At 71.7% G+C, this 18,232-nt stretch carries 21 protein-coding genes; 6 read left to right on the top strand and 15 right to left on the bottom strand.

The window, feature by feature from the left end; all coding sequences use genetic code 11:
* The first annotated feature begins 65 nt into the window (after positions 1 to 65).
* Positions 66 to 959, top strand: coding sequence for a sterol desaturase family protein (locus DJ010_RS18255; RefSeq protein ID WP_109696416.1), 894 nt, complete (start codon positions 66 to 68; stop codon positions 957 to 959).
* On the opposite strand, the gene DJ010_RS18250 is transcribed toward DJ010_RS18255, so the two are convergent.
* Together DJ010_RS18250 and DJ010_RS18245 are read right to left on the bottom strand one after the other, a co-directional pair.
* Positions 937 to 1,386 carry a nuclear transport factor 2 family protein gene (locus DJ010_RS18250; protein ID WP_109696414.1) on the bottom strand — a complete coding sequence of 150 codons (450 nt, stop codon included), beginning with the start codon at positions 1,384 to 1,386 and terminating at the stop codon, positions 937 to 939. The two genes, DJ010_RS18255 and DJ010_RS18250, sit on opposite strands and share 23 nt — an antisense overlap.
* Before the next feature lie 4 nt (positions 1,387 to 1,390).
* Positions 1,391 to 2,101: a ferritin-like fold-containing protein gene (locus DJ010_RS18245; protein WP_109696412.1), complete on the bottom strand. Its 711-nt coding sequence runs from the start codon at positions 2,099 to 2,101 to the stop codon at positions 1,391 to 1,393.
* A 113-nt stretch (positions 2,102 to 2,214) separates the two neighbouring features.
* Between DJ010_RS18245 and DJ010_RS18240 the strand changes: the two genes are divergently transcribed.
* Positions 2,215 to 3,858: a DEAD/DEAH box helicase gene (locus DJ010_RS18240; RefSeq protein WP_439331699.1), complete on the top strand. Its 1,644-nt coding sequence runs from the start codon at positions 2,215 to 2,217 to the stop codon at positions 3,856 to 3,858.
* 27 nt (positions 3,859 to 3,885) lie between these two features.
* On the opposite strand, the gene DJ010_RS18235 is transcribed toward DJ010_RS18240, so the two are convergent.
* From DJ010_RS18235 to DJ010_RS18215, 5 genes are all read right to left on the bottom strand, one after another.
* Complete coding sequence (locus DJ010_RS18235; RefSeq protein WP_109696408.1) at positions 3,886 to 4,752, bottom strand: hypothetical protein; 867 nt, start codon at positions 4,750 to 4,752, stop codon at positions 3,886 to 3,888.
* A gap of 105 nt (positions 4,753 to 4,857) precedes the next feature.
* Complete coding sequence (locus DJ010_RS18230; RefSeq protein ID WP_109696406.1) at positions 4,858 to 5,781, bottom strand: phosphotransferase family protein; 924 nt, start codon at positions 5,779 to 5,781, stop codon at positions 4,858 to 4,860.
* Positions 5,782 to 5,783: 2 nt separating this feature from the next.
* Complete coding sequence (locus DJ010_RS18225; RefSeq protein ID WP_109696404.1) at positions 5,784 to 7,073, bottom strand: MFS transporter; 1,290 nt, start codon at positions 7,071 to 7,073, stop codon at positions 5,784 to 5,786.
* A 72-nt stretch (positions 7,074 to 7,145) separates the two neighbouring features.
* A complete protein-coding gene (locus DJ010_RS18220; protein WP_109696402.1) occupies positions 7,146 to 7,931 on the bottom strand; it encodes a L,D-transpeptidase in 786 nt (261 codons plus the stop codon).
* A 2-nt stretch (positions 7,932 to 7,933) separates the two neighbouring features.
* Positions 7,934 to 8,725 (bottom strand): ParA family protein, encoded by a 792-nt coding sequence (locus tag DJ010_RS18215; protein WP_109696400.1) that lies wholly within the window; start codon positions 8,723 to 8,725, stop codon positions 7,934 to 7,936.
* Positions 8,726 to 8,787: 62 nt separating this feature from the next.
* Here DJ010_RS18215 and DJ010_RS18210 point away from each other — a divergent pair, with 62 nt between their 5' ends.
* Positions 8,788 to 9,549, top strand: a complete 762-nt coding sequence (locus DJ010_RS18210) for an SDR family NAD(P)-dependent oxidoreductase (protein WP_109696398.1) — start codon at positions 8,788 to 8,790, stop codon at positions 9,547 to 9,549.
* Between the two features lie 11 nt (positions 9,550 to 9,560).
* Here the strand turns inward: DJ010_RS18210 and DJ010_RS18205 are convergent, their stop codons facing one another.
* Both DJ010_RS18205 and DJ010_RS18200 read right to left on the bottom strand, forming a co-directional pair.
* Complete coding sequence (locus tag DJ010_RS18205; RefSeq protein WP_109696397.1) at positions 9,561 to 10,178, bottom strand: MarC family protein; 618 nt, start codon at positions 10,176 to 10,178, stop codon at positions 9,561 to 9,563.
* Complete coding sequence (locus DJ010_RS18200) at positions 10,175 to 11,053, bottom strand: PHP domain-containing protein (RefSeq protein WP_109696395.1); 879 nt, start codon at positions 11,051 to 11,053, stop codon at positions 10,175 to 10,177. Before DJ010_RS18200 ends, DJ010_RS18205 begins: the two co-directional genes overlap by 4 nt.
* Before the next feature lie 86 nt (positions 11,054 to 11,139).
* Here DJ010_RS18200 and DJ010_RS18195 point away from each other — a divergent pair, with 86 nt between their 5' ends.
* Complete coding sequence (locus tag DJ010_RS18195) at positions 11,140 to 12,201, top strand: NAD(P)H-dependent amine dehydrogenase family protein (RefSeq protein ID WP_109696393.1); 1,062 nt, start codon at positions 11,140 to 11,142, stop codon at positions 12,199 to 12,201.
* Here DJ010_RS18195 and DJ010_RS18190 read toward each other — a convergent pair whose 3' ends face one another.
* Positions 12,202 to 12,849, bottom strand: coding sequence for a DUF6758 family protein (locus DJ010_RS18190; protein WP_109696391.1), 648 nt, complete (start codon positions 12,847 to 12,849; stop codon positions 12,202 to 12,204).
* A gap of 42 nt (positions 12,850 to 12,891) precedes the next feature.
* The gene (locus tag DJ010_RS18185; protein WP_109696389.1) at positions 12,892 to 13,452 is read right to left on the bottom strand and encodes a histidine phosphatase family protein; all 561 of its coding nucleotides are present in this window, start codon (positions 13,450 to 13,452) and stop codon (positions 12,892 to 12,894) included.
* A 52-nt stretch (positions 13,453 to 13,504) separates the two neighbouring features.
* Here DJ010_RS18185 and DJ010_RS18180 point away from each other — a divergent pair, with 52 nt between their 5' ends.
* The gene (locus tag DJ010_RS18180) at positions 13,505 to 14,011 is read left to right on the top strand and encodes a DUF6174 domain-containing protein (RefSeq protein ID WP_109696387.1); all 507 of its coding nucleotides are present in this window, start codon (positions 13,505 to 13,507) and stop codon (positions 14,009 to 14,011) included.
* Positions 14,012 to 14,020: 9 nt separating this feature from the next.
* Here the strand turns inward: DJ010_RS18180 and DJ010_RS18175 are convergent, their stop codons facing one another.
* From DJ010_RS18175 to DJ010_RS18160, 4 genes are all read right to left on the bottom strand, one after another.
* Positions 14,021 to 15,088, bottom strand: coding sequence for a MaoC family dehydratase (locus DJ010_RS18175; RefSeq protein WP_109696385.1), 1,068 nt, complete (start codon positions 15,086 to 15,088; stop codon positions 14,021 to 14,023).
* Positions 15,089 to 15,123: 35 nt separating this feature from the next.
* Entirely contained in the window at positions 15,124 to 15,315 is a 192-nt protein-coding gene (locus tag DJ010_RS18170) for a DUF5302 domain-containing protein (protein WP_109696383.1), read from the bottom strand.
* Positions 15,316 to 15,386: 71 nt separating this feature from the next.
* Complete coding sequence (locus tag DJ010_RS18165) at positions 15,387 to 16,109, bottom strand: sulfotransferase (RefSeq protein WP_109696381.1); 723 nt, start codon at positions 16,107 to 16,109, stop codon at positions 15,387 to 15,389.
* 67 nt (positions 16,110 to 16,176) lie between these two features.
* A complete protein-coding gene (locus DJ010_RS18160; protein WP_109696379.1) occupies positions 16,177 to 17,076 on the bottom strand; it encodes a glycosyltransferase family protein in 900 nt (299 codons plus the stop codon).
* A 62-nt stretch (positions 17,077 to 17,138) separates the two neighbouring features.
* On the opposite strand from DJ010_RS18160, the gene DJ010_RS18155 reads away from it, so the two are divergent.
* Positions 17,139 to 18,185: a hypothetical protein gene (locus tag DJ010_RS18155; RefSeq protein WP_109696377.1), complete on the top strand. Its 1,047-nt coding sequence runs from the start codon at positions 17,139 to 17,141 to the stop codon at positions 18,183 to 18,185.
* The last annotated feature ends 47 nt before the right edge of the window (positions 18,186 to 18,232 follow it).

Genomic DNA, 18,232 nt, shown 5'->3' with positions numbered 1-18,232 from the left:
CAACGGATATGACCTCGTGGTAACTTACCCCGAAGTCATATCACCCGATCAGGAGCTCCAGATCCATGCAGGACCTGCTCGACCCGATGAAGAACCCGGTCACCTACGCGATCCCGTTCTTCCTGCTGACCATCGCGATCGAGCTGGCCGCTCTGAAGTGGCTCGACCACGACGACAACCCGGTGCCCCGGACCGGCTACCACCGCCAGGACGCCCGGACCAGCCTGTTCATGGGACTGGGCTCGATCGTGTCGCTGACGGTGCTCAAGCTGATCGGGTTCTTCGGCTACGTCGCGCTCTACGAGTACGTCGCGCCGGTCCACCTCGACACCGACGCCTGGTGGTACTGGCCGGCCGTCATCCTCGGCGTCGACTTCTTCTACTACTGGCAGCACCGGTTCGTGCACCGCGTCAACGTCGGGTGGGCGGCGCACCAGGCCCACCACTCCAGCGAGTACATGAACTTCGCGACAGCCCTGCGGCAGAAGTGGAACCCCTGGTGGGAGCTGGTCTTCTGGATCCCGCTGCCCCTGCTGGGGTTCGCGCCGTGGACGCTCTACGTGGCGTTCGGGTTCAACCTCATCTACCAGTTCTTCGTGCACACCGAGCTGGTCGACAAGCTGTGGCGCCCGGTCGAGCTCGTGATGAACACCCCCTCGCACCACCGGGTGCACCACGGCTCGGACCCGGAGTACCTCGACAAGAACTACGCCGGGATCTTCATCATCTGGGACCGCATGTTCGGCAGCTTCGTGGAGGAGCAGAAGCGCCCGAAGTACGGCCTCACCAAGCCGGTGAACACCTACAACCTCGTCAAGCTGCAGTACGGCGACTATGCGCAGATCGTCCGCAACGTGCGTGCCGCGCGGAGCTGGCGGGAGCGCGCCGGCTACCTGTTCGGCCCGCCGGGGTGGGAGCCGCAGCGCCCGGAGTCGCTCAACCCCGCAGGTGTCGACTGACGTCGCCGGTCGGGCCGAGCACCATCGTCCGGGTGGCGAACCACCAGGTGCCCCCGAGGCGGTGGAAGGTGTCCTGGTAGCTGCCGAGCACGATCGGCTGCAGCGGCAGGTCGTCGGTCGCCTGGAACACCGTGAACGACGAGCGCGAGGTCGCCGACCCACGAGCCTCGTCGACGTCGACGATCGCGTTGGTGACGACGTGCTGGGTCCGGGGTGTGCCGTCGTCGTACAGGATCACCAGCGAGCGGTAGAGCTCCGCGACCGCGTCGGCACCCTCGGCGACCGTGACCGGACCCTGGTCGGGGCTGTCGGGCGCCGCGCAGATCCGACCGTGGCGAAACAGCTCGCCGACCGCGGAGAAGTCGCCGGCGTCGATGGCCTCGGCGTAGCGGTAGAGGAGGTTCTCGACCTCCCGGGCCTCGGTCATGCCGTCACGGGTCGAGGCCGAGCTCGGCCATCCGCTCGGAGTGCCGCTCGGTCAGCCGGGTGAACATCCGGCCGAGCGCAGCCAGGTCGAGGCCGGGGCGGTCGACGCCCCCGACGAGCAGCGCGGTCAGCGCGTCGCGGTCGGCCGCGACCCGCTGCGCCTGGATCAGGGCCTCCCCCATCAGCCGGCGGCCCCAGAGCGCGAGGCGCCCGCCGAGCGGCGGGTCGTCGGCGATCGCCTGGCGCAGCCGGTCGACCGCGAACGCGGAGTGCTGGCCCTCGACGACCGACGAGACGACCAGATCGCGGGTGTCGGGGTCGAGGAACGCCGCGATCTCGCGGTAGAAGTCGCGCGCCAGGCTGTCGCCGACGAACGCCTTGACCAGGCCCTCGTGCCAGTCGGCCGGGGCGGTGTGGGCGTGGAACTCGTCGAGCGCCTCGTGGAAGGGAGCCATCGCCGCGAACGGGTCGCCGCCGAGCTTGGAGATCCGGTCGATGAGCGGCTGCACCTTCGCCAGCTCCGCGCCGGCCATCTGCGCGAGCGCCAGCTTGTCCTCCAGCGTGGGCGCGAGCTTGGCGTCCTCGACGAGCCGCTCGAAGGCCGAGAGCTCGCCGTACGCGACGACGGCGAGCAGGTCGACCACGGCCTCGCGGTAGTCCCGGTCGGCCAGGGCGCCGGTGAGCTCGGCGGGCGCCGCCGCGTCGGATTCAGCCATGCGGGCAGGGTACCGATACCATGGAGTGAACGAGCCGCTGCCCGACCACGGGCAGGCCCCCTCGGGGTGGCTCGCGGGAGGCCCTCGGGAGCTCCGGGCGACATCGCCCACGTATGTGCGCGGCTGAGTGTGAATCAGCCGCATCCGACATGAACTCGGCCCAGGCTGAAATCACTCACGAAAGCGACAGAACACTGACCAGCGACACCACCCCTGAGACGAGCACGACCGAAACCGCCGAGGCGACCGACCCCAAGGTCACCTTCCGTAACCTCGGCGTGCTGCCCGCGATCTGCGACTCGCTCGCGGAGGCCGGCATCGTCCACCCCTTCGCGATCCAGGAGATGACCCTCTCCGTCGCGCTCATGGGCACCGACCTCATCGGCCAGGCCCGCACCGGCACCGGCAAGACCCTCGCCTTCGGCATCCCGGTCATCCAGCGCAGCGTGGCGCCGGGCGACCCCGACTACGCCGAGATCCCGGACGGCAAGCCGCAGGCGCTCGTCGTGGCACCGACCCGTGAGCTCGCGATCCAGGTCTCCAACGACCTCGAGATCGCCTCGCGCGGTCGCGGCATGCGCGTGCTGACCATCTACGGCGGCGTCGGCTACGAGCCGCAGCTCGAGGCGCTCGAGGCGGGCGTCGACATCGTCGTCGGCACGCCCGGCCGGCTCCTCGACCTCGCCAACCGCAAGGCGCTCGACCTCTCGCACGTGCACGCGCTCGTGCTCGACGAGGCCGACGAGATGCTCGACCTCGGCTTCCTCGACGACATCCAGAAGCTGATCCGGATGACGCCGGAGACGCGCCAGACGATGCTGTTCTCGGCCACGATGCCGGCCCCGATCGTGGCGCTGGCCCGCACCTACATGCGGCACCCGATGAACATCCGCGCCGAGTCGTCGTACGAGAACGCGACGGTGCCGGCCACCGCGCAGTTCATCTACCAGGCCCACGACCTCGACAAGCCGGAGATCATCGGCCGCATCCTGCAGGCCGAGGACGCCGACAAGATGATCGTCTTCACCCGCACCAAGCGCCAGGCCCAGCGGATCGCCGAGGACCTCGTCGAGCGCGGCTTCAAGGCCAGCCCGCTGCACGGCGACATGGCGCAGGTGTCGCGCGAGAAGGCGCTGACGAAGTTCCGCGAGGACAAGATCAAGGTGCTCGTCGCCACCGACGTCGCCGCGCGCGGCATCGACGTCTCCGGCGTCAGCCACGTCATCAACTACACCTGCCCCGAGGACGACAAGACCTACGTCCACCGGATCGGCCGCACCGGCCGCGCCGGCGCCTCCGGCATCGCGATCACGCTGGTCGACGCGACCGACGTGCACCGCTGGAAGATGATCAACAAGGCTCTCGACCTGCCGTTCGACGAGCCGCTCGAGACCTACTCGACCTCCGAGCACCTCTTCCACGACCAGGGCATCCCGCCGGGCACCAAGGGCCGCATCGTCGACCCCGCCCCGGTCGAGCGGAAGCCGCGCGAGGACCGTGGCGACCGTCGCGACCGTGGCGAGCGATCGGGCGACCGGTCGGGCAGCCGCAACCGCAACCGGACCCGCACGCGAGGCGGCAAGCCGGCCGACGGCTCCGCCACGGAGAAGCCTGCCGCCACCGTGTCCGCACCGGCCGAGGGTGGCGAGAAGGCGGCCGGCACCGGCAACCGCAACCGTCGTCGCCGCCGCCGGGGCGGCTCGGGCGGTTCGGGGGGCTCGGGCGGCTCGGCGCAGGCCTCCACCGCGGCCAGCTGATCTGACGGACAGTGCGTCCGATCGCGGTCACCAGGTGACTGCGATCGGACGCACTGTGCTTTTCGGGCGGCCCTCCACAGGCCGCGGCGGGGTGGGTTCCGGCCGACCGGCCTCCGCCCCACGCTTTCCCGCATGGAACGACCCGACCGCGTCCTCCACGAGCTGCTCGCGATCCAGGCAGGCGTCGTCAACCGCCGGCAGGTGCTCGAGCTCGGTCTCGCCGACCACGGCCTGAGGCGGATGCGGCGCCGGCGCGAGCTGAGGCTCGTCCATCCCGGCGTGTACGCCGACCACACCGGTCCGCTGACCTGGCTCCAGCGCGCGTGGGCGGCGGTCCTCGTCTGCGAGCCCGCCGCGCTGTGCCTCGACTCCGCCGTCCGGGCGGCGGACGGACCCGGCCGCCGCGACCACGACGACGGCCGGCCGATCCACGTCGCTGTCGCGGCCAACCGGTCGCTCGAGCCGCCGGCGGGGGTGGTCCCCCACCGCCTCGCCGGCCTCGACGCGAAGGTCCTGTGGCACACCTCCCCGCCCCGGCAGCGGATTGAGCAGGCAGCGATCGACCTGGCGTCGGTGGCTGCGCGTGAGATCGATGCCGTCGCCCACCTCGCCGACGCAGTGCGCGCCCGCCGCACGACCGGCGACCGGCTCGCCGAGGCACTGGCGAGCCGGCCGCGGATCCCACGCCGGGCGTTCCTGGAGGGCGTCATCGCCGACGTCGCGGCGGGCACCTGCTCGACGCTCGAGCACGGCTACCTGGACCGGGTCGAGCGCCCGCACGGTCTGCCGTGCGCCGAGCGCCAGGTGCGCGAGTCGCCGAAGGGCCCGCTGTACCGAGACGTTCTCTACGCCTCGATCGGCGCCGTCGTCGAGCTGGACGGCCGCCTGCTCCACACCTCGGTGCGCGCCCGCGACCGAGACCTCGAGCGCGACCTCGACTCCCTCGTCCTCGACCGCGTCACCGCCCGGCTCAGCAGGGTCGGCGCCGAGCCGCCCGGGTCAGGCCCGCCCGTCGAGGAACATCCGCAGCCGTGGGCCGGGGTCGTCGCCCGGGACGTAGCCGTTGACGAACCGGCAGGCCCAGCCGAGCCGGAGCGCGGCGTCGACGGCGCCGAGCAGGTCGGTGCGGGTGAGGTCGGGGTAGGCGGCGGCGTACGGCTCGAGGTAGGCGTCGCGGAACGGGCCGGTGTCGATCGAGTCCTCCTCGTCGTCGAGGCCCCAGGCGATCACGCCCTCGAGGGTGACCGAGAGCGTGAAGAACGGGTGCGAGACGCAGGCGTCGCCCCAGTCCATGACCAGCTGCCGGTCGCCGTGCACGTAGACCTGGCCGTCGTGGAGGTCGTCGTGCTGCAGGGTCTCCCGGATGCCGAAGCCGGCGAGCCGGTCGCACAGCTCCTGGACGTACGACGTCGCCGCGCGGAACCGCGGCTCGAGGTCGAGCTCGTGCGCCAGCCGGTCGTAGGCCTCGGCGAGCGTGGCGAGCCTCAGGTCGGGCACACCGAGGGCCAGCAGCTCGTCGACGGCGTCCTCGCAGGCGAGCTGGATCTCCGCGACCGTGCGCAGCACCGGCAGCCAGCGGTCGAGCGAGCCGTCCTCGGGCAGCACCTCGGTCAGCCGGCGACCCGCGTCCGCCATCAGCATCCAGCCCCGGCCGAGGTCGGCCGCGAGCAGCGGCGGCACGTCTGCCGGTCGCCGGGCGGCGACGAAGGCGGTCACCCCGGCCTCGTGCTTCAGCGAATCCTCGGTGGCCTTCAACCACACCGGGCCGGTCGCCGTCGGGACCCGGAGCACGGTCGACCACTTCGTGACGTGCGTCTGCTCGACCTCACCGGTGACGGAGAGCCCGAGCCCGGCCAGCTGCTCGTCGACCCAGTCCCGGGCGGGCTGCAGGAAGGACGGGTCCGTCCAGTGCGCGGGGTCCACGCTCAGGCCTCGCCCGCGGCGGCACGGGTCGCACGCTCGGCGATCGCGTGCTCGTCGGTGCGGTCGTCGTAGGACCAGAAGTCGCGCAGCCACAGCGCGGTGATCGAGACCGCGGCGACGCAGCCGATGCCGCCACTGGTGATCGCGCCGCGCACGGTCCACAGGTCGGCGGTGACGCCGGCCCGGACCTGGCCACCGAGCGGCCCGAGCGAGTACGACAGCATCTCGATGCCGGCGAGCCGGCCACGCATGGCCTCGGGGATCGTCTGGCTCCACACGGTCCCGCGGAAGACGCCCGAGATCATGTCGGAGGCGCCCGCGAACGCGAGCATCACGACCACCAACCAGAACGACGGCATCAGGCCCGCGAGCGCGACGAAGACGCCGTAGGACGCTGCGGCGACCACGATCGCCCGGCCGTGGTGGTGGAAATGAGAGGTCCAGCCGGAAAGCGCGGTCGCCAGCACCGCCCCGATGGTCTCGGCCGAGTAGAGCAGCCCGAGCAGCTCGGGTCGCTCGAACACCTCCTCGGCGAGCGCGGGGAACAGCACGACCGGCAACGCCATCAGCATGCAGGCGATGTCGACGAAGTAGGTGCCGAGCAGGTCGCGCCGGCCGAAGGCGTAGCGCATGCCCTCGCCGATCGCCTCGAGGCTCGGTGGCGTCGTCTCGGCACGGTGGGGGTAGTGGCTCATCAGCCGGTACATCAGCGTGGCGATGAGGAGCCCGACGACGTCGACGACGAAGCACCAGCCGATGCCGACGTAGGCCACGAGGAGTCCGCCGATCATCGGTCCCACGAGCACGCCGATCTGGATGCTGAAGCTGCCGAGGGCGTTGGCAGCGGTGAGCTGGTCGTGGGCGACCGTGCGCGGCAGCAGCGCTTCGCGGGACGGCCGCTGCATGGCCGAGGCGCTCACCAGGAACGCCGCGACGACGAAGATCACCCACACGCTCGGTTCGTCGCGGAACGCGTTCCAGCCGAGGATGCCGGTCAGGACGGCCTGGGCGACGCCGAGCCCGACAAGCAGCTTGCGCCGGTCGACGTGGTCGGCCAGCGCGCCGCCGTACAGGCCGAAGACCACCAGCGGCACCAGCTCCACCAGGCCGATCGCGCCGACGGCGAAGTTCGAGCCGGTCAGCGTGTAGACCTGGTAGGGGATCGCGACGTAGCTGACCATCGCGCCGAAGTAGAAGACCGCACCCGCGGTGAGCAGCAGGCGGAAGTCCCGGGAGGCGCGCCAAGGGGTCAGGTCCATGCGCAGCGCGCGCAGCCGATCGGCCCAGCTCATCGTGTGATCACAACGGGCAAGGATGACATCCGGTCGGTCCTCGCACGACCGATTTACCCGCGCTCGGCACGGTCAGGCGGTGACCACGACGGTCGTGCCGATCGGCGCGAAGTCCCACAGCGCGATGGCGTCGGGAGTGCGCTGCCGGATGCACCCGTGCGACAGCGGGGTGCCGAGCTGGCCGAGGGTCTGCACGGGCTCGCCGTCGTCGACGGGGATGGTGTGGAACCCGATCGCCGCGCCCTGATCGCCCTGGGTGAACCGGACGAAGTACTGCATGGTCCCGGAGTCGTCGATGCCGACCGCCCAGCGCGAGCGCGAGTAGACCGCGTAGGTGCCGGGCTCGAGGTTGTCGTACACGCTCCCGGAGACCAGGTAGCTGCGCAGGACCTCGCCGTCGTCGACCAGCCAGACCCGCTGCTCGCTCTCGCTGAAGACGACCCGGCGGCCGGTGCCGGAGTCCGCCGGGAGCGCCGTCGTACGGCGGCCGTCGGTGTTCTGCCGGCTGACGGTCGTCGCCGCGACGACCCGCAGCTTCTTGCCCGGCTTCTCGCTCGTTGCCTTGCCCCGCTCCTCGGCCTGCTTCTCCCGGTTCTCGCCCTCGGACCGGCCGTGGGCCTGCTGGCTGTCGACCACCGACTGCCGGAGGGCGCCGGACGCGGCGCTGGCGTTCTCGGGCCCCGACGGCAGCAGACCGAAGCCACCCACGACCGCGACCAACGTGACGACTGCGGCGGCGGAGAAGACGGCGATCCGGCCGTACCGCGGCCGCACCTCCGCCCGGCGCTTGCCCCGGGGCGCGGCGCGGCGCCGTCCCGGCTGCGCCCGGTGCTGCCCGGTGCCCTTGACGTGCTTCACGGTCAGCGGGCCGCCCGCTCGACCAGGTTGCCCGCGACCTCGCGGTAGGCCTGGGCGCCCTTGCTGCTGCGGCTGGTCGCCAGGATCGACCGGCCCGCGGCCGGCGCCTCGGCGAACTTGATCGTCTTCGGGATCGGCGGCTCCACGACCTCGAGGTCGTAGGTCTCGGCGATCGTGTCGAGCACCGCGCGGGCGTGGTTGGTACGGCCGTCGTACAGCGTGGGGAGCACGCCCCACACGTCGAGGTCACGGTTCGTGAACCGGCGCACGTCGTGGACGGTGTCGAGCAGCTGGCCCACGCCGCGGTGGGAGAGCGTCTCGCACTGCAGCGGCACCAGCACGCCGTCGGCGGCGGTGAGCGCGGCGACGGTGAGGACGCCCAGCGAGGGCGGGCAGTCGAGCAGGATCCAGTCGTAGTGCGTGTCGGCGGCGGCCAGGTCCTCGACCACGCCGCGGAGCACGTGCTCACGGCCGGTGCGGGTCAGCAGGTCCGCCTCCGCGCGAGCGAGCTCGATGGTCGCCGGCAGCAGGTCGACGCCGTCGTCGGTCGCTAGGATCACCTCGCTCGCGTCGACACCCTTGGTGAGCACGTGGTGGATCGAGATCTCGAGGTCCTCGGGGTCGATGCCGAGCGAGAACGTCAGGCACGACTGGGGGTCGAGGTCGACGAGCAGCACCTTGTGCCCGAGCTCCGCGAGCGCAGCACCGATCGACGCGACGGTCGTCGTCTTCGCCACGCCACCCTTCTGGTTGGCGACGGCGAGGACGGTGGGACGGGGGGCCTCGGCGCTCATCAGGGGACATCATGCCGGACCGACGGGTGCCGGTGTGTCACCGACCTGTGACACTGGACCGCATGTCGACGTCCCTCGTCACCGGCGCGACCGCCGGGATCGGTCACGAGTTCGCCCGTCAGCTCGCCGCTCGCGGTGACGACCTGGTCCTGGTCGCCCGCGACACCGCGCGGCTGGAGGAGGTGGCAGCCGAGCTCGCGTCGTCGTACGGCGTCGCGACGGAGGTGCTGACCGCCGACCTCACCGACCCCGCGCAGCTCGCCGACGTCGAGGCCCGCCTGGCCGACCGCGAGCGGCCGGTCGACCTGCTCGTCAACAACGCCGGGTTCGGCTTGAAGAACGGCTTCCTCGACAACGACATCGACACCGAGCAGGCGCAGCAGGACGTGCTCGTGCGCGCCGTCCTCCGTCTCAGCCACGCAGCGCTGGGCGGGATGGTCGCGCGCGGCCGCGGTGGCGTCATCAACGTCTCGAGCGTCGCGGCGTTCCTCCCCCGCGGGACCTACAGCGCCGCGAAGGCGTGGGTCAACAGCTTCAGCGCCTGGGCGCACAACGAGTACGGCGACCGCGGGGTCACCGTGATGGCGCTGTGCCCCGGGTTCGTGAAGACCGAGTTCCACGAGCGGCTCGGCGTCGACCGCGACGCGAGCGCGCCGAGGGCGCTGTGGCTCGAGCCCGACCGGCTGGTCCGGGACGCCCTGGCCGACTTCGACAGCGGCAAGGCGATGTCGATCCCGAGCAAGCGCTACAAGGCGATCGTCACCACCACCCGCGTCATCCCCGGTCCCGTCCTGCAGAAGTTCCAGGGGCTGGGGCGGAAGTAGGTCGGGAGGGCTCAGCCCTCGCCGGCGATGAAGGCACGGACGGCGTCGGCGACCAGCTGGACCGCGATCGCGGAGAGCAGCAGACCGGCGATGCGGGTGACGAGCATGACGCCGCCGTCGCGGATCACCTTGAGGATCGGCAGCGAGTAGCGCATCGCGGCCCAGAGGGCGACGTGGACGCCGACGATGCCGACCGCGACGGCGGAGAGCTCCGGGCCGCTGTCGATCCCCTCGACGAACAGCATGGTGGCGACGATCGCGCCGGGCCCGGCGAGGAGCGGGGTGCCGAGCGGCACCAGGGCGACGTTGGCGTCCTGGTTGGCCTTCGGCTCCTGCTCGTTGCCGGTCAGCAGCTCGAGGGCGACCAGCAGCAGGAGCAGCCCGCCGGCGCACTGCAGGGCGGGCAGGGAGATGTGCAGGTAGCTGAGGATCTGCTGGCCGAAGAAGGCGAACGCCGTGATCACGAGGAACGAGACGGCCACCGCCTGCCACGCGTACCGCCGCGACGTCGCCGGGCTGCGGCCGCTGGTCAGCGTGAGGAAGATCGGCACGGTGCCGACCGGGTCCATGATCACGAAGAGCGTCACGAAGACCTCGACGAGGAGGACGCCGTCGACCACCGAGCTCATGACGCGCTCACCGCGCCGATGATCGTCGTCGGGGACTGGAGCTCGGCGGCGCGGGCCAGGATCCGCTCGAGCTGGTCGGGCGCGGTCGTCTCGACGCCGAGCGGGTGGTCGACCTTGCCGGTGCCGTGGTGGTCGCTGGAGCCGGTGACGACCAGCTCGAGCCGCTCGGCGATGGCGCGGAGACGGGCCCGCTGCTCGGTGTCGTGGTCGAGGTGGTCGACCTCGATCCCCACCAGGCCGGCGGCGGCCAGGCGGGTCAGCGCCGGCTCGTCGAGCACGCCGGCGCTCCCCCGGCCCCACGGGTGGGCGATGACCGGCACGCCGCGGGCCGCGGTCACGATGCCGATCATCGTCAGCAGGTCGGAGGCGTACCGGTTGACGTAGGCGGGCCGACCCAGCGAGAGGTACTCCGCGAACGCCTGGTCGCGGTCGGCCACCACCCCGAGCCGCACCAGCAGGTCGGCGACGTGCGGTCGTCCGGTCGCGCCGGCGTTGACGGTGATCTCGGCGAGCGCCTCCTCGGTCGCCCCGTCGATCCCGAGACCGCGCAGCAGCGCGAGCATCGTCGGCACCCGCGCGTCGCGGCCGTCGAGGATCTTCTGCAGCTCGGCGACCAGCGCCTCGTTGGCCGGGTCGGGCAGGTAGGCCAGCAGGTGCACGCCGTGGCTCCGGAACTTGGTGCTGATCTCGATGCCGCGCACCAGACCGATCCCGGCCTCCTCGGCCGCTGCCGCGGCCTCGTCCCATCCCGCGGTGATGTCGTGGTCGGTGAGGGCGACCACGTCCAGCCCGGCCTCGGCGGCAGCCCGCACCAGGTCGCCCGGCGCCTGCGTCCCGTCGCTGACCCGGGAGTGGGTATGGAGGTCGATCCGCACCGCAGCAATCTAGTGCCGACACCACCGCGTCGCATTTTTAGAACACGTTCTTGTTTCTGGCTCGGGGCGGTGGTTCGATCAGCCGCATGACGTACGACGCCGCCGCTCCCCTCCGCGTGATCCAGTGGACCACCGGCAACGTGGGCCGCCGGTCCCTCCACGCGATCCTGTCGCGGCCCGACCTCGAGCTGGTCGGGGTCTACGCCCACGGTCCCGACAAGGTCGGCGTCGACGCAGCCGAGCTCGCCGGCCACCCCGAGCCGTCCGGAGTGCTGGCCACCGACGACGTCGACGCGCTCGTCGCGCTCCGTCCGGACGCGTGCGTCTACAACCCGCTCTGGTCGTCGACCGACGAGCTGGTGCGCCTGCTCGAGTCGGGGATCAACGTCTGCACGACCGCGGGCTGGATCAACGGCACCAAGCTCGACCCGGCCGAGCGAGCGCGGGTCGAGGACGCCTGCAAGCGCGGCGAGTCGTCGATCTTCGGCAGCGGCGCCCACCCGGGCATGACCAACATCGTCGCGCTGGCCCTCACCGCGAGCTGCGCCAGCATCGACCACGTCCGGATCACCGAGTCCGTCGACTGCTCGACCTACGCCTCCGCCGAGACGCAGAGCGCGATGGGCTTCGGGAAGGACCCGGCCACGCCCGGCCTGGCCGAGTCGGTCCGGCGCGAGTGCGAGGTGTTCGCCGAGTCGGTGGCGATGATGGCCGACGCGATGAAGGTGACGCTCGACCGGATCGACTTCGACGTCACGTTCACCGCCGCGACCGGCGACACCGACCTGGGGTTCATGCAGATCCCGGCGGGCACGGTGGGCGGCGTCTACGGCTACCACCGCGGCTGGGTGGGCGAGGACAACCTCATCAGCGTCGGCTTCAACTGGGTGATGGGCGACCACGTCACCCCGCCCAAGCCGCTCAAGCACGGCCACGACATCCAGGTGTTCGGCGAACCGAACATGCGCACGGTCATCCACTGCCTCCCCCACGACGGCTGGGACGAGGAGGGCTTCATGGGTCTCGGGATGATCTACACCGCGATGCCGGTCACCAACGCCGTGCCGAGCGTCGTCGCCGCGCCGCCCGGCATCGTCACGCTCGCCGACCTCCCGGTCATCACCGCGCGGCCCCGCGGGCACCGCTAGTCACCAGGAGGGTGCGGGGCCGCCGAACGGCAGGGCGACCAGCTGGGGGCCGGTCTCGGAGACGTCGCGCAGGATCCAGTCGTCACGCAGCAGCAGGACGGCCGACGCGGGACGGAGGACCAGCCAGAGCCAGCGGCCCTCGGCCTCTCCGGCGACCACGGAACGGTCCCACTCGCCGGCGGCGGAGCTGACGGACACCGGCCACAGCCCGACCGGGAAGCTGCCGATCCGGACCTTGACCGAGGGCGGACCCTCGCCGACCTCGTCGCCGGGATCGACCCGCCCGGCCGGCGAGACGCCGGCGATCCGCGCGCCGAGCCCGGTGCCGGGCTCCTCGCTGACCACGATCACGTCGACCGGGCCGTCGAGGGCACTGGTGCCCGAGACGCACGTCATCGTGGCGCGGGGCCCGCGTTCCTCCGCGGCGACCGTCGCGAAGTCGGTCACCGTCCAGCCCGGACCGAGCGGCCACGGCAGGTAGGTCGGGAACGAGCCGGCGTGCCCGAGATGGGCCGCGAAGTCGTCGTACGACGCCGCGTCCGGACGCCAGAGCGGCACGACGACGCCGTGCTCGGGGCAGCTCCAGCCACCGTCACCGGTCTCGGCCACCGGCGCCGGGCAGCGGGGGCAGCCGACGCGGAGAGACATGGGTCACACCGTGCTTCGGTCGGGGCCGGACGTCAAGGCGACTCACGCGTTCCAGCGCAGGACAACCGGCGTCTCGCGCTCGAACCCGAGCACCGAGACGGTCGCGGTGTCGAGGCGCAGCAGCCGCCCGTCCTCGGGTGGCAGACCGAGCCAGCGGGCCGCGAGCACCCGCAGCGAGTGGCCGTGCGCGAACGCCAGCGTGCGCCCCTCGGCCTCGCGCGCCCGGGTCACGACGCGGTCGCACCGCGCAGCGACGGCAGACCCGGTCTCGCCGCCGGGCGAGGGGTGGGTCCAGACGGTCCACCCCGCCACGGACTCCCTGATCTGGGCCGTGGTCAGGCCCTCGTAGTCGCCGTAGGCCCACTCGACGAGGTCGTCGGTCACCTCGGCGTCGGGGAACCCGGCGAGGTCCGCGGTGCGCCGTGCGCGCTGCCGCGGGCTGGTCAGCACCAGCCGGAAGTCGACTCCGGCGAGCCGCTCACGCAGCCCCAGCGCCGTCTGCTCCCCCTCCGGCAGCAGCGGGAGGTCCGTGACCGAGGTGTGCCGGCTGGCCGCGCTCCACTCGGTCGCACCGTGCCGCACCAGCCAGAGCTCGGAGTCCATGCCCCCAGCGTGCCAGTGGAACCGTGACCACGCCGCTAACGTCGTACCCACCATGAAGATCCTGCTCAGCGCGGCCACCACGGCCCTCGCCCTCTCCGTCCTCGCCGGTTGCAGCGGTGACGACGACGACAGCCCGACCGCGAACGACCCCGCCGGGGCGTCCTCCGAGTCGGAGTCGGGGTCGACGACTCCGTCGGAGGAGCCGACCGTCGGCACCTACCCGGAGTTCGCCGAGCCGGACTACACCTACGTGCTCGAGCAGACCTGCTTCTGCCCCCTCGCCGGCCCGGTCGAGATCACCGTCGAGGACGGCGAGGTCACCTCGGCCGTCGTCCTCAAGGGCATGCGCGGCGGCCTCAAGAAGGGCGACGACGCCCCGGAGTACCTCTGGAAGACCCTCAACGAGGTCATCGACGAGGCCAACGACACCGAGGCGTTCAAGGTCGACGTCGCGTGGCCCGAGGGCCAGGATTGGCCCGACAGCGTCTCCGTCGACCGCATGGAGAACGCCGTCGACGAGGAGGTCTACTACACGGTCCACGACGTCGAGGTGCAGTAGCCCGAGCTGTCAGCGAGGGACGAGCGCCCAGTAGTCGAGGTCGAGCAGCACGCCGTCCTTGTAGCGACCGGCCCCTGAGCCTGTCGAAGGGTCTTCCGTGCGCAGCGTGGTGGTCTCGTCGCGGCCCTTGGTCGCGACCAGGCGCAGCCGCAGGGCGCCGATGCTGTCGCTGATCTCGGCCTTGTCGAGCACCTCGGACCAGGCGTAGACCGTGTCACCGGCGAACGCCGGGGCCACGTGGGAGCCGCCGTTGATCGCGACGATCAGCTGGGCGTTGGCGAGGCCGTTGAACGACAGGGCGCGCGCCATCGAGATCACGTGGCCGCCGTAGATCAGCCGGTTGCCGTCGGGGCGGGCCTCGGTGTTGAAGTGCACCTTGGCGGTGTTCTGCCAGAGCCGGGTGGCCATCATGTGCTCGGCGTCGGTGAAGGTGACGCCGTCGACGTGGTCGATCAGCTCGCCGACCGCGTAGTCGTCGAAGCGGTGCGGCTCCCCCGCCGCCGTGAAGTCGTACGACGAGAAGTCGAGCCCCTCGGGCACGACCAGGTCGCCGGGCTCCAGCGCCTTCTTGAGCTCGGGCAGCACGGTCTCGGGCGCGGGCGCCTCGGGGTCGCGCTTGTGCACCATCACCCAGCGGCACCAGTCCAGCACGACCTCGCCGTGCTGGTTGGTCGCGGTCGAGCGGACGTAGACGACGCCGGACTTCCCGTTGGAGTTCTGCTTGAGGCCGATGACCTCGGAGCGGGTCGCGAGGGTGTCCCCGGGGCGTACCGACCGGTGGAAGCGCAGCTCGGCGTAACCGAGGTTGGCGACCGCGTTGAGCGAGATGTCCGGGACCGTCTTGCCGAACGCGATGTGGAACGCGATCAGCTCCTCGACCGGGTGCGGGTCGAGGCCCACCGAGGCCGCGAACGCCGCTGACGACGGCACGGCGAACCGGGTCGGGTAGAGCGCCCCGTACAGCGCTCGGTCACCCTCGGTCACCGTGCGCGGCGTCGCGTGCTCGATCACCTGGCCGACGGTGAAGTCCTCGAAGAAGTTGCCCCCGTTGGTCTTTGACTCAGTCGTCTCGCTCACGGGCGGTCATTCTGCCCGCCCCGGGGGCGGCGAGGTCAGGCGCCTCCGCCGCCGGCCTTGCGGCGATGCATCTTCGGGGCTCCGCCGACGACCTCCGAGCCGTGAGCCTTCTCCTTGGTCGGACCGTCCTGGTGGACGCCCTTCTCCTGGTGGTTCTTGCGGTCGAGCGCTTCGCGCATCTTCGCCTTCAGGTCCTGGTTGGGGTCCTGGTCCGCCGGTGCAGCCATGGGTGCTCTCCTCGCTCGTCGTTCGGAGTGGTGGTGCCACCCTGGCACGCTGGCCTGAGGAGCGCGACCGGTTAAGCGCCCTGCTGGTCGCGGCGGCTCTTGCCGAACGGGTTCGGCCCATGGCCGACCTCGAGCGTCGCGCGCAGCGCGTCGAGCTGGGTCTCGTCGCACCGGCCGAGGACGAACTCCGCGAGCTGGGTCAGGGCGGCGTCGGAGGCGGCTCGGTCCTCGCCGGTGATGACCTCGTAGCGGGTGTCGAGGACCCGGTCCGGCCGCGTCGTGCGCAGGTGCTCCTGGATCGCGAGCACCCGGTCGATGGCGGCCGCCGACTCCTCGGCGTCGCGGCGCTGCCAGAAGCCGGAGCCCATCACCTGCTCGACGTCCCGGGTGTTGAGGACGTACTTCGCATCGGGGCAGACCTCGTCGAACCAGTCGAAGAACGGCGCGGTCTCCTGGGGCTCGAGGTGGTGCCACTCGACCTCCTTGAAGCCGAGCCGGTCATAGTCCTGCTCGTCCTCGGCGCCGAGGAGCCCACCCTTGACCAGCCGGTGGGCGTTGCGGACGAACCGCTTCCGCGTCAGCGCGTTGATGCCGTAGAACGCGTTCGTCGGCTTGTTGGCCGGCGCTCCCTTGCGCTGCTCGCGGATCTCGTCGGCCGCCTGCCAAGCGCGGAACAGGTGCTGGACGTAGAGCCCGTTCTCCCCTCGCACCAGCGTCCGCGGCATCGCGTTGAGCATCCCCTGCACCAGGGTCGAGCCGGATCGGCCGTAGGTGACGACGAAGACGTACTCCACCCGGCGATCCTCGCACGAGCGCCGCGCGCCCGAGCTGGCGAGGGCGCGGACCTCGCGAGCGAGATGACTACAAGGTGCCGGCGAGCCGGCGCGGGATGCGGGTGAAGGGCTGCCGGCGCAGCGCGGCGATCTGGCCCTGCTTCGGCGTGCGGTGCCGGCCGTTGTGGAAGATCACCATCTCCTCCAGGTTCGCCTCGGCCGGGTCGAACTCCGGGATCGAGTCCACGTCGACGTCGGCGACGACCTCGTCGAAGATAGCCAGCACCTGGTCGGCCTCCTTGCCCCAGCTGGCGTCCTCGGCGCGGCCGTCGGCCTTGCTGACCTCGTTGCGCAGCCGCGCCACCTCGGCCAGCCGGTCGCGGTCGGCGAACTTGAGGTGGAGCATGAACAGCTCCGGGTCGATGGTGTACGGCGCCTTCAGCGCGTGCGAGGAGATCGCCCAGCCGGCGTTGATCCGCTTCACCGACGGCTTGCACATCAGTGGCGTGAACTTCGCGAAGCTGCGCTGCTCCAGCACCGGCCGGCCCAGGTCCAGGGGCGTCGGCTCGGCACCGGGGACGTGGACCACGTTGAGGCCCATCACCCCGAGCGTCTCGGGGCGCCCGCGGTCCTCGAGCAGGTCGGGCAGCGTCGGGTGGACCGCCGGGTCGGTCACGAGGAACTCGTCGACGTCGACGAAGACGACGTAGTCGTAGACGGCGAGCAGCCCGTTGGCGATCCCGTTCATCAGGCGCATCCGCACCGGCTCGAAGTCGAGCCCACCCTTCAGCGGCGGCACCCGGTGGACGGTGCAGCCGAGGTCGTCGGTCGAGCCGTCGACGGAGCTGTCGTCGAGCACGATGAGGTTGTCGATGCCGACGTGCTTCGCGTAGTGCGACACCCAGACCGGGAGCAGCTCGCCCTCGTCGCGCGCCATCGTGATCACCGCGACCTCCGGCCGACCGCCCGTCGTCCCTGCCGCGCCCATCCCCGACTCCTCTCGCGCCTCGCGTGCCTGCCCGCGGACGAGAGTCTGGCACGCTAGCCCGCGTGACCGATCAACGCCGACCGCTCTACCTCCACGTCGGCTGCAGCAAGACCGGCACGTCGTCGCTCCAGGCGGGGCTGTGGATGTCGGTCGAGGCGCTCGCGGCCGAGGGCATCGGGCTGCCGTTCGTCGGCCGGCCCGCCCACATCGGCGGGCTGCTGCGGCCCCTGGGCTGGCGACCGGTGGCCGGGTTCGCCGGCGAGCACCGGCCGAAGGCGCTGCGCCAGGTGCCGGCGACGATCCGCGACACCGCGGGCGCGGTCCTGCTCGCCAGCAACGAGGACCTGGCCGAGGTGCGGCCCGAGGACGTCGCCGCCGTCGCCGGCCTGCTGGACGAGGCCGGCGTCGACCTGCACGTCGTGCTGACGGTCCGGGACTGGGCCCAGCAGCTGCCGTCGGACTACCAGCAGTTCCTCAAGCACCGGCTCGCCGAGAGCTACCCCGACTTCCTCGACAACGTGCGCGACCGTCGCGGTGAGTGGGCCGAGCAGTTCTGGCGCCGCCAGGACCCGGTCGACATCCTCGACCGCTGGGGCCGGGCCGCGGACCCGTCGCGCACGCACCTGGTCGTCGTGCCGTCGTACTCCCAGGACCCGGACGGCGTCTTCACCCTGATGGGCTCGGTCGTCGGCTTCGACAGCGCCGCGGTCACCCGGCCGAAGGGCTCGGTCAACGCGTCGTTCGGCGTCGTGGAGTCGGAGGTGTTCCGCCGGCTCAACCTCGCGCTCGGCGACCGGCTGCCCGACTACAAGCGCGACTACACCGAGGCGGTCCGCAAGCCGTTCGCCCACGGCGTCCTGGCCCGCAGCGCCAGTCCCAGGCTCACGCTGCCGCCCGAGCACCTCGGCTGGGTGCAGGACCTCGCCGGCCGGACCGTCGCCACGATCCGGGAGCGCGGCTACCGGGTCCACGGTGACCTCGACGCGCTGGTGCCCGACGAGAGCAAGGCCCGCCCGCTGCCGTCGTACGACGAGGCCGCCGTCGCTGAGGCGTCGATCACAGCCCTGGCCAACTACGCGGCGCACGTGGGACGCAGCCGGTCCGTGTGACGTCTCGCACTCGGCCTGAGCGCGGAGGGGCAGGCTACTCGCCGGTA

This window comes from Nocardioides silvaticus (assembly GCF_003160695.1).
GTDB lineage: Bacteria > Actinomycetota > Actinomycetes > Propionibacteriales > Nocardioidaceae > Nocardioides > Nocardioides silvaticus.
The sequence above is the reverse complement of the archived record's forward strand: the minus strand, read 5'-3'. Positions and strand labels throughout refer to the sequence as shown.

Coding starts and splice junctions, on each gene's coding strand:
- DJ010_RS18160 (WP_109696379.1), bottom strand. CDS start 17,076: ATGGGCGCGGCAGGGACGACGGGCGGTCGGCCGGAGGTCGCGGTGATC.
- DJ010_RS18250 (WP_109696414.1), bottom strand. CDS start 1,386: ATGACCGAGGCCCGGGAGGTCGAGAACCTCCTCTACCGCTACGCCGAG.
- DJ010_RS18225 (WP_109696404.1), bottom strand. CDS start 7,073: ATGAGCTGGGCCGATCGGCTGCGCGCGCTGCGCATGGACCTGACCCCT.
- DJ010_RS18205 (WP_109696397.1), bottom strand. CDS start 10,178: ATGAGCTCGGTGGTCGACGGCGTCCTCCTCGTCGAGGTCTTCGTGACG.
- DJ010_RS18215 (WP_109696400.1), bottom strand. CDS start 8,725: ATGAGCGCCGAGGCCCCCCGTCCCACCGTCCTCGCCGTCGCCAACCAG.
- DJ010_RS18240 (WP_439331699.1), top strand. CDS start 2,215: ATGTGCGCGGCTGAGTGTGAATCAGCCGCATCCGACATGAACTCGGCC.
- DJ010_RS18170 (WP_109696383.1), bottom strand. CDS start 15,315: ATGGCTGCACCGGCGGACCAGGACCCCAACCAGGACCTGAAGGCGAAG.
- DJ010_RS18185 (WP_109696389.1), bottom strand. CDS start 13,452: ATGGACTCCGAGCTCTGGCTGGTGCGGCACGGTGCGACCGAGTGGAGC.
- DJ010_RS18210 (WP_109696398.1), top strand. CDS start 8,788: ATGTCGACGTCCCTCGTCACCGGCGCGACCGCCGGGATCGGTCACGAG.
- DJ010_RS18255 (WP_109696416.1), top strand. CDS start 66: ATGCAGGACCTGCTCGACCCGATGAAGAACCCGGTCACCTACGCGATC.
- DJ010_RS18195 (WP_109696393.1), top strand. CDS start 11,140: ATGACGTACGACGCCGCCGCTCCCCTCCGCGTGATCCAGTGGACCACC.
- DJ010_RS18180 (WP_109696387.1), top strand. CDS start 13,505: ATGAAGATCCTGCTCAGCGCGGCCACCACGGCCCTCGCCCTCTCCGTC.
- DJ010_RS18245 (WP_109696412.1), bottom strand. CDS start 2,101: ATGGCTGAATCCGACGCGGCGGCGCCCGCCGAGCTCACCGGCGCCCTG.
- DJ010_RS18190 (WP_109696391.1), bottom strand. CDS start 12,849: ATGTCTCTCCGCGTCGGCTGCCCCCGCTGCCCGGCGCCGGTGGCCGAG.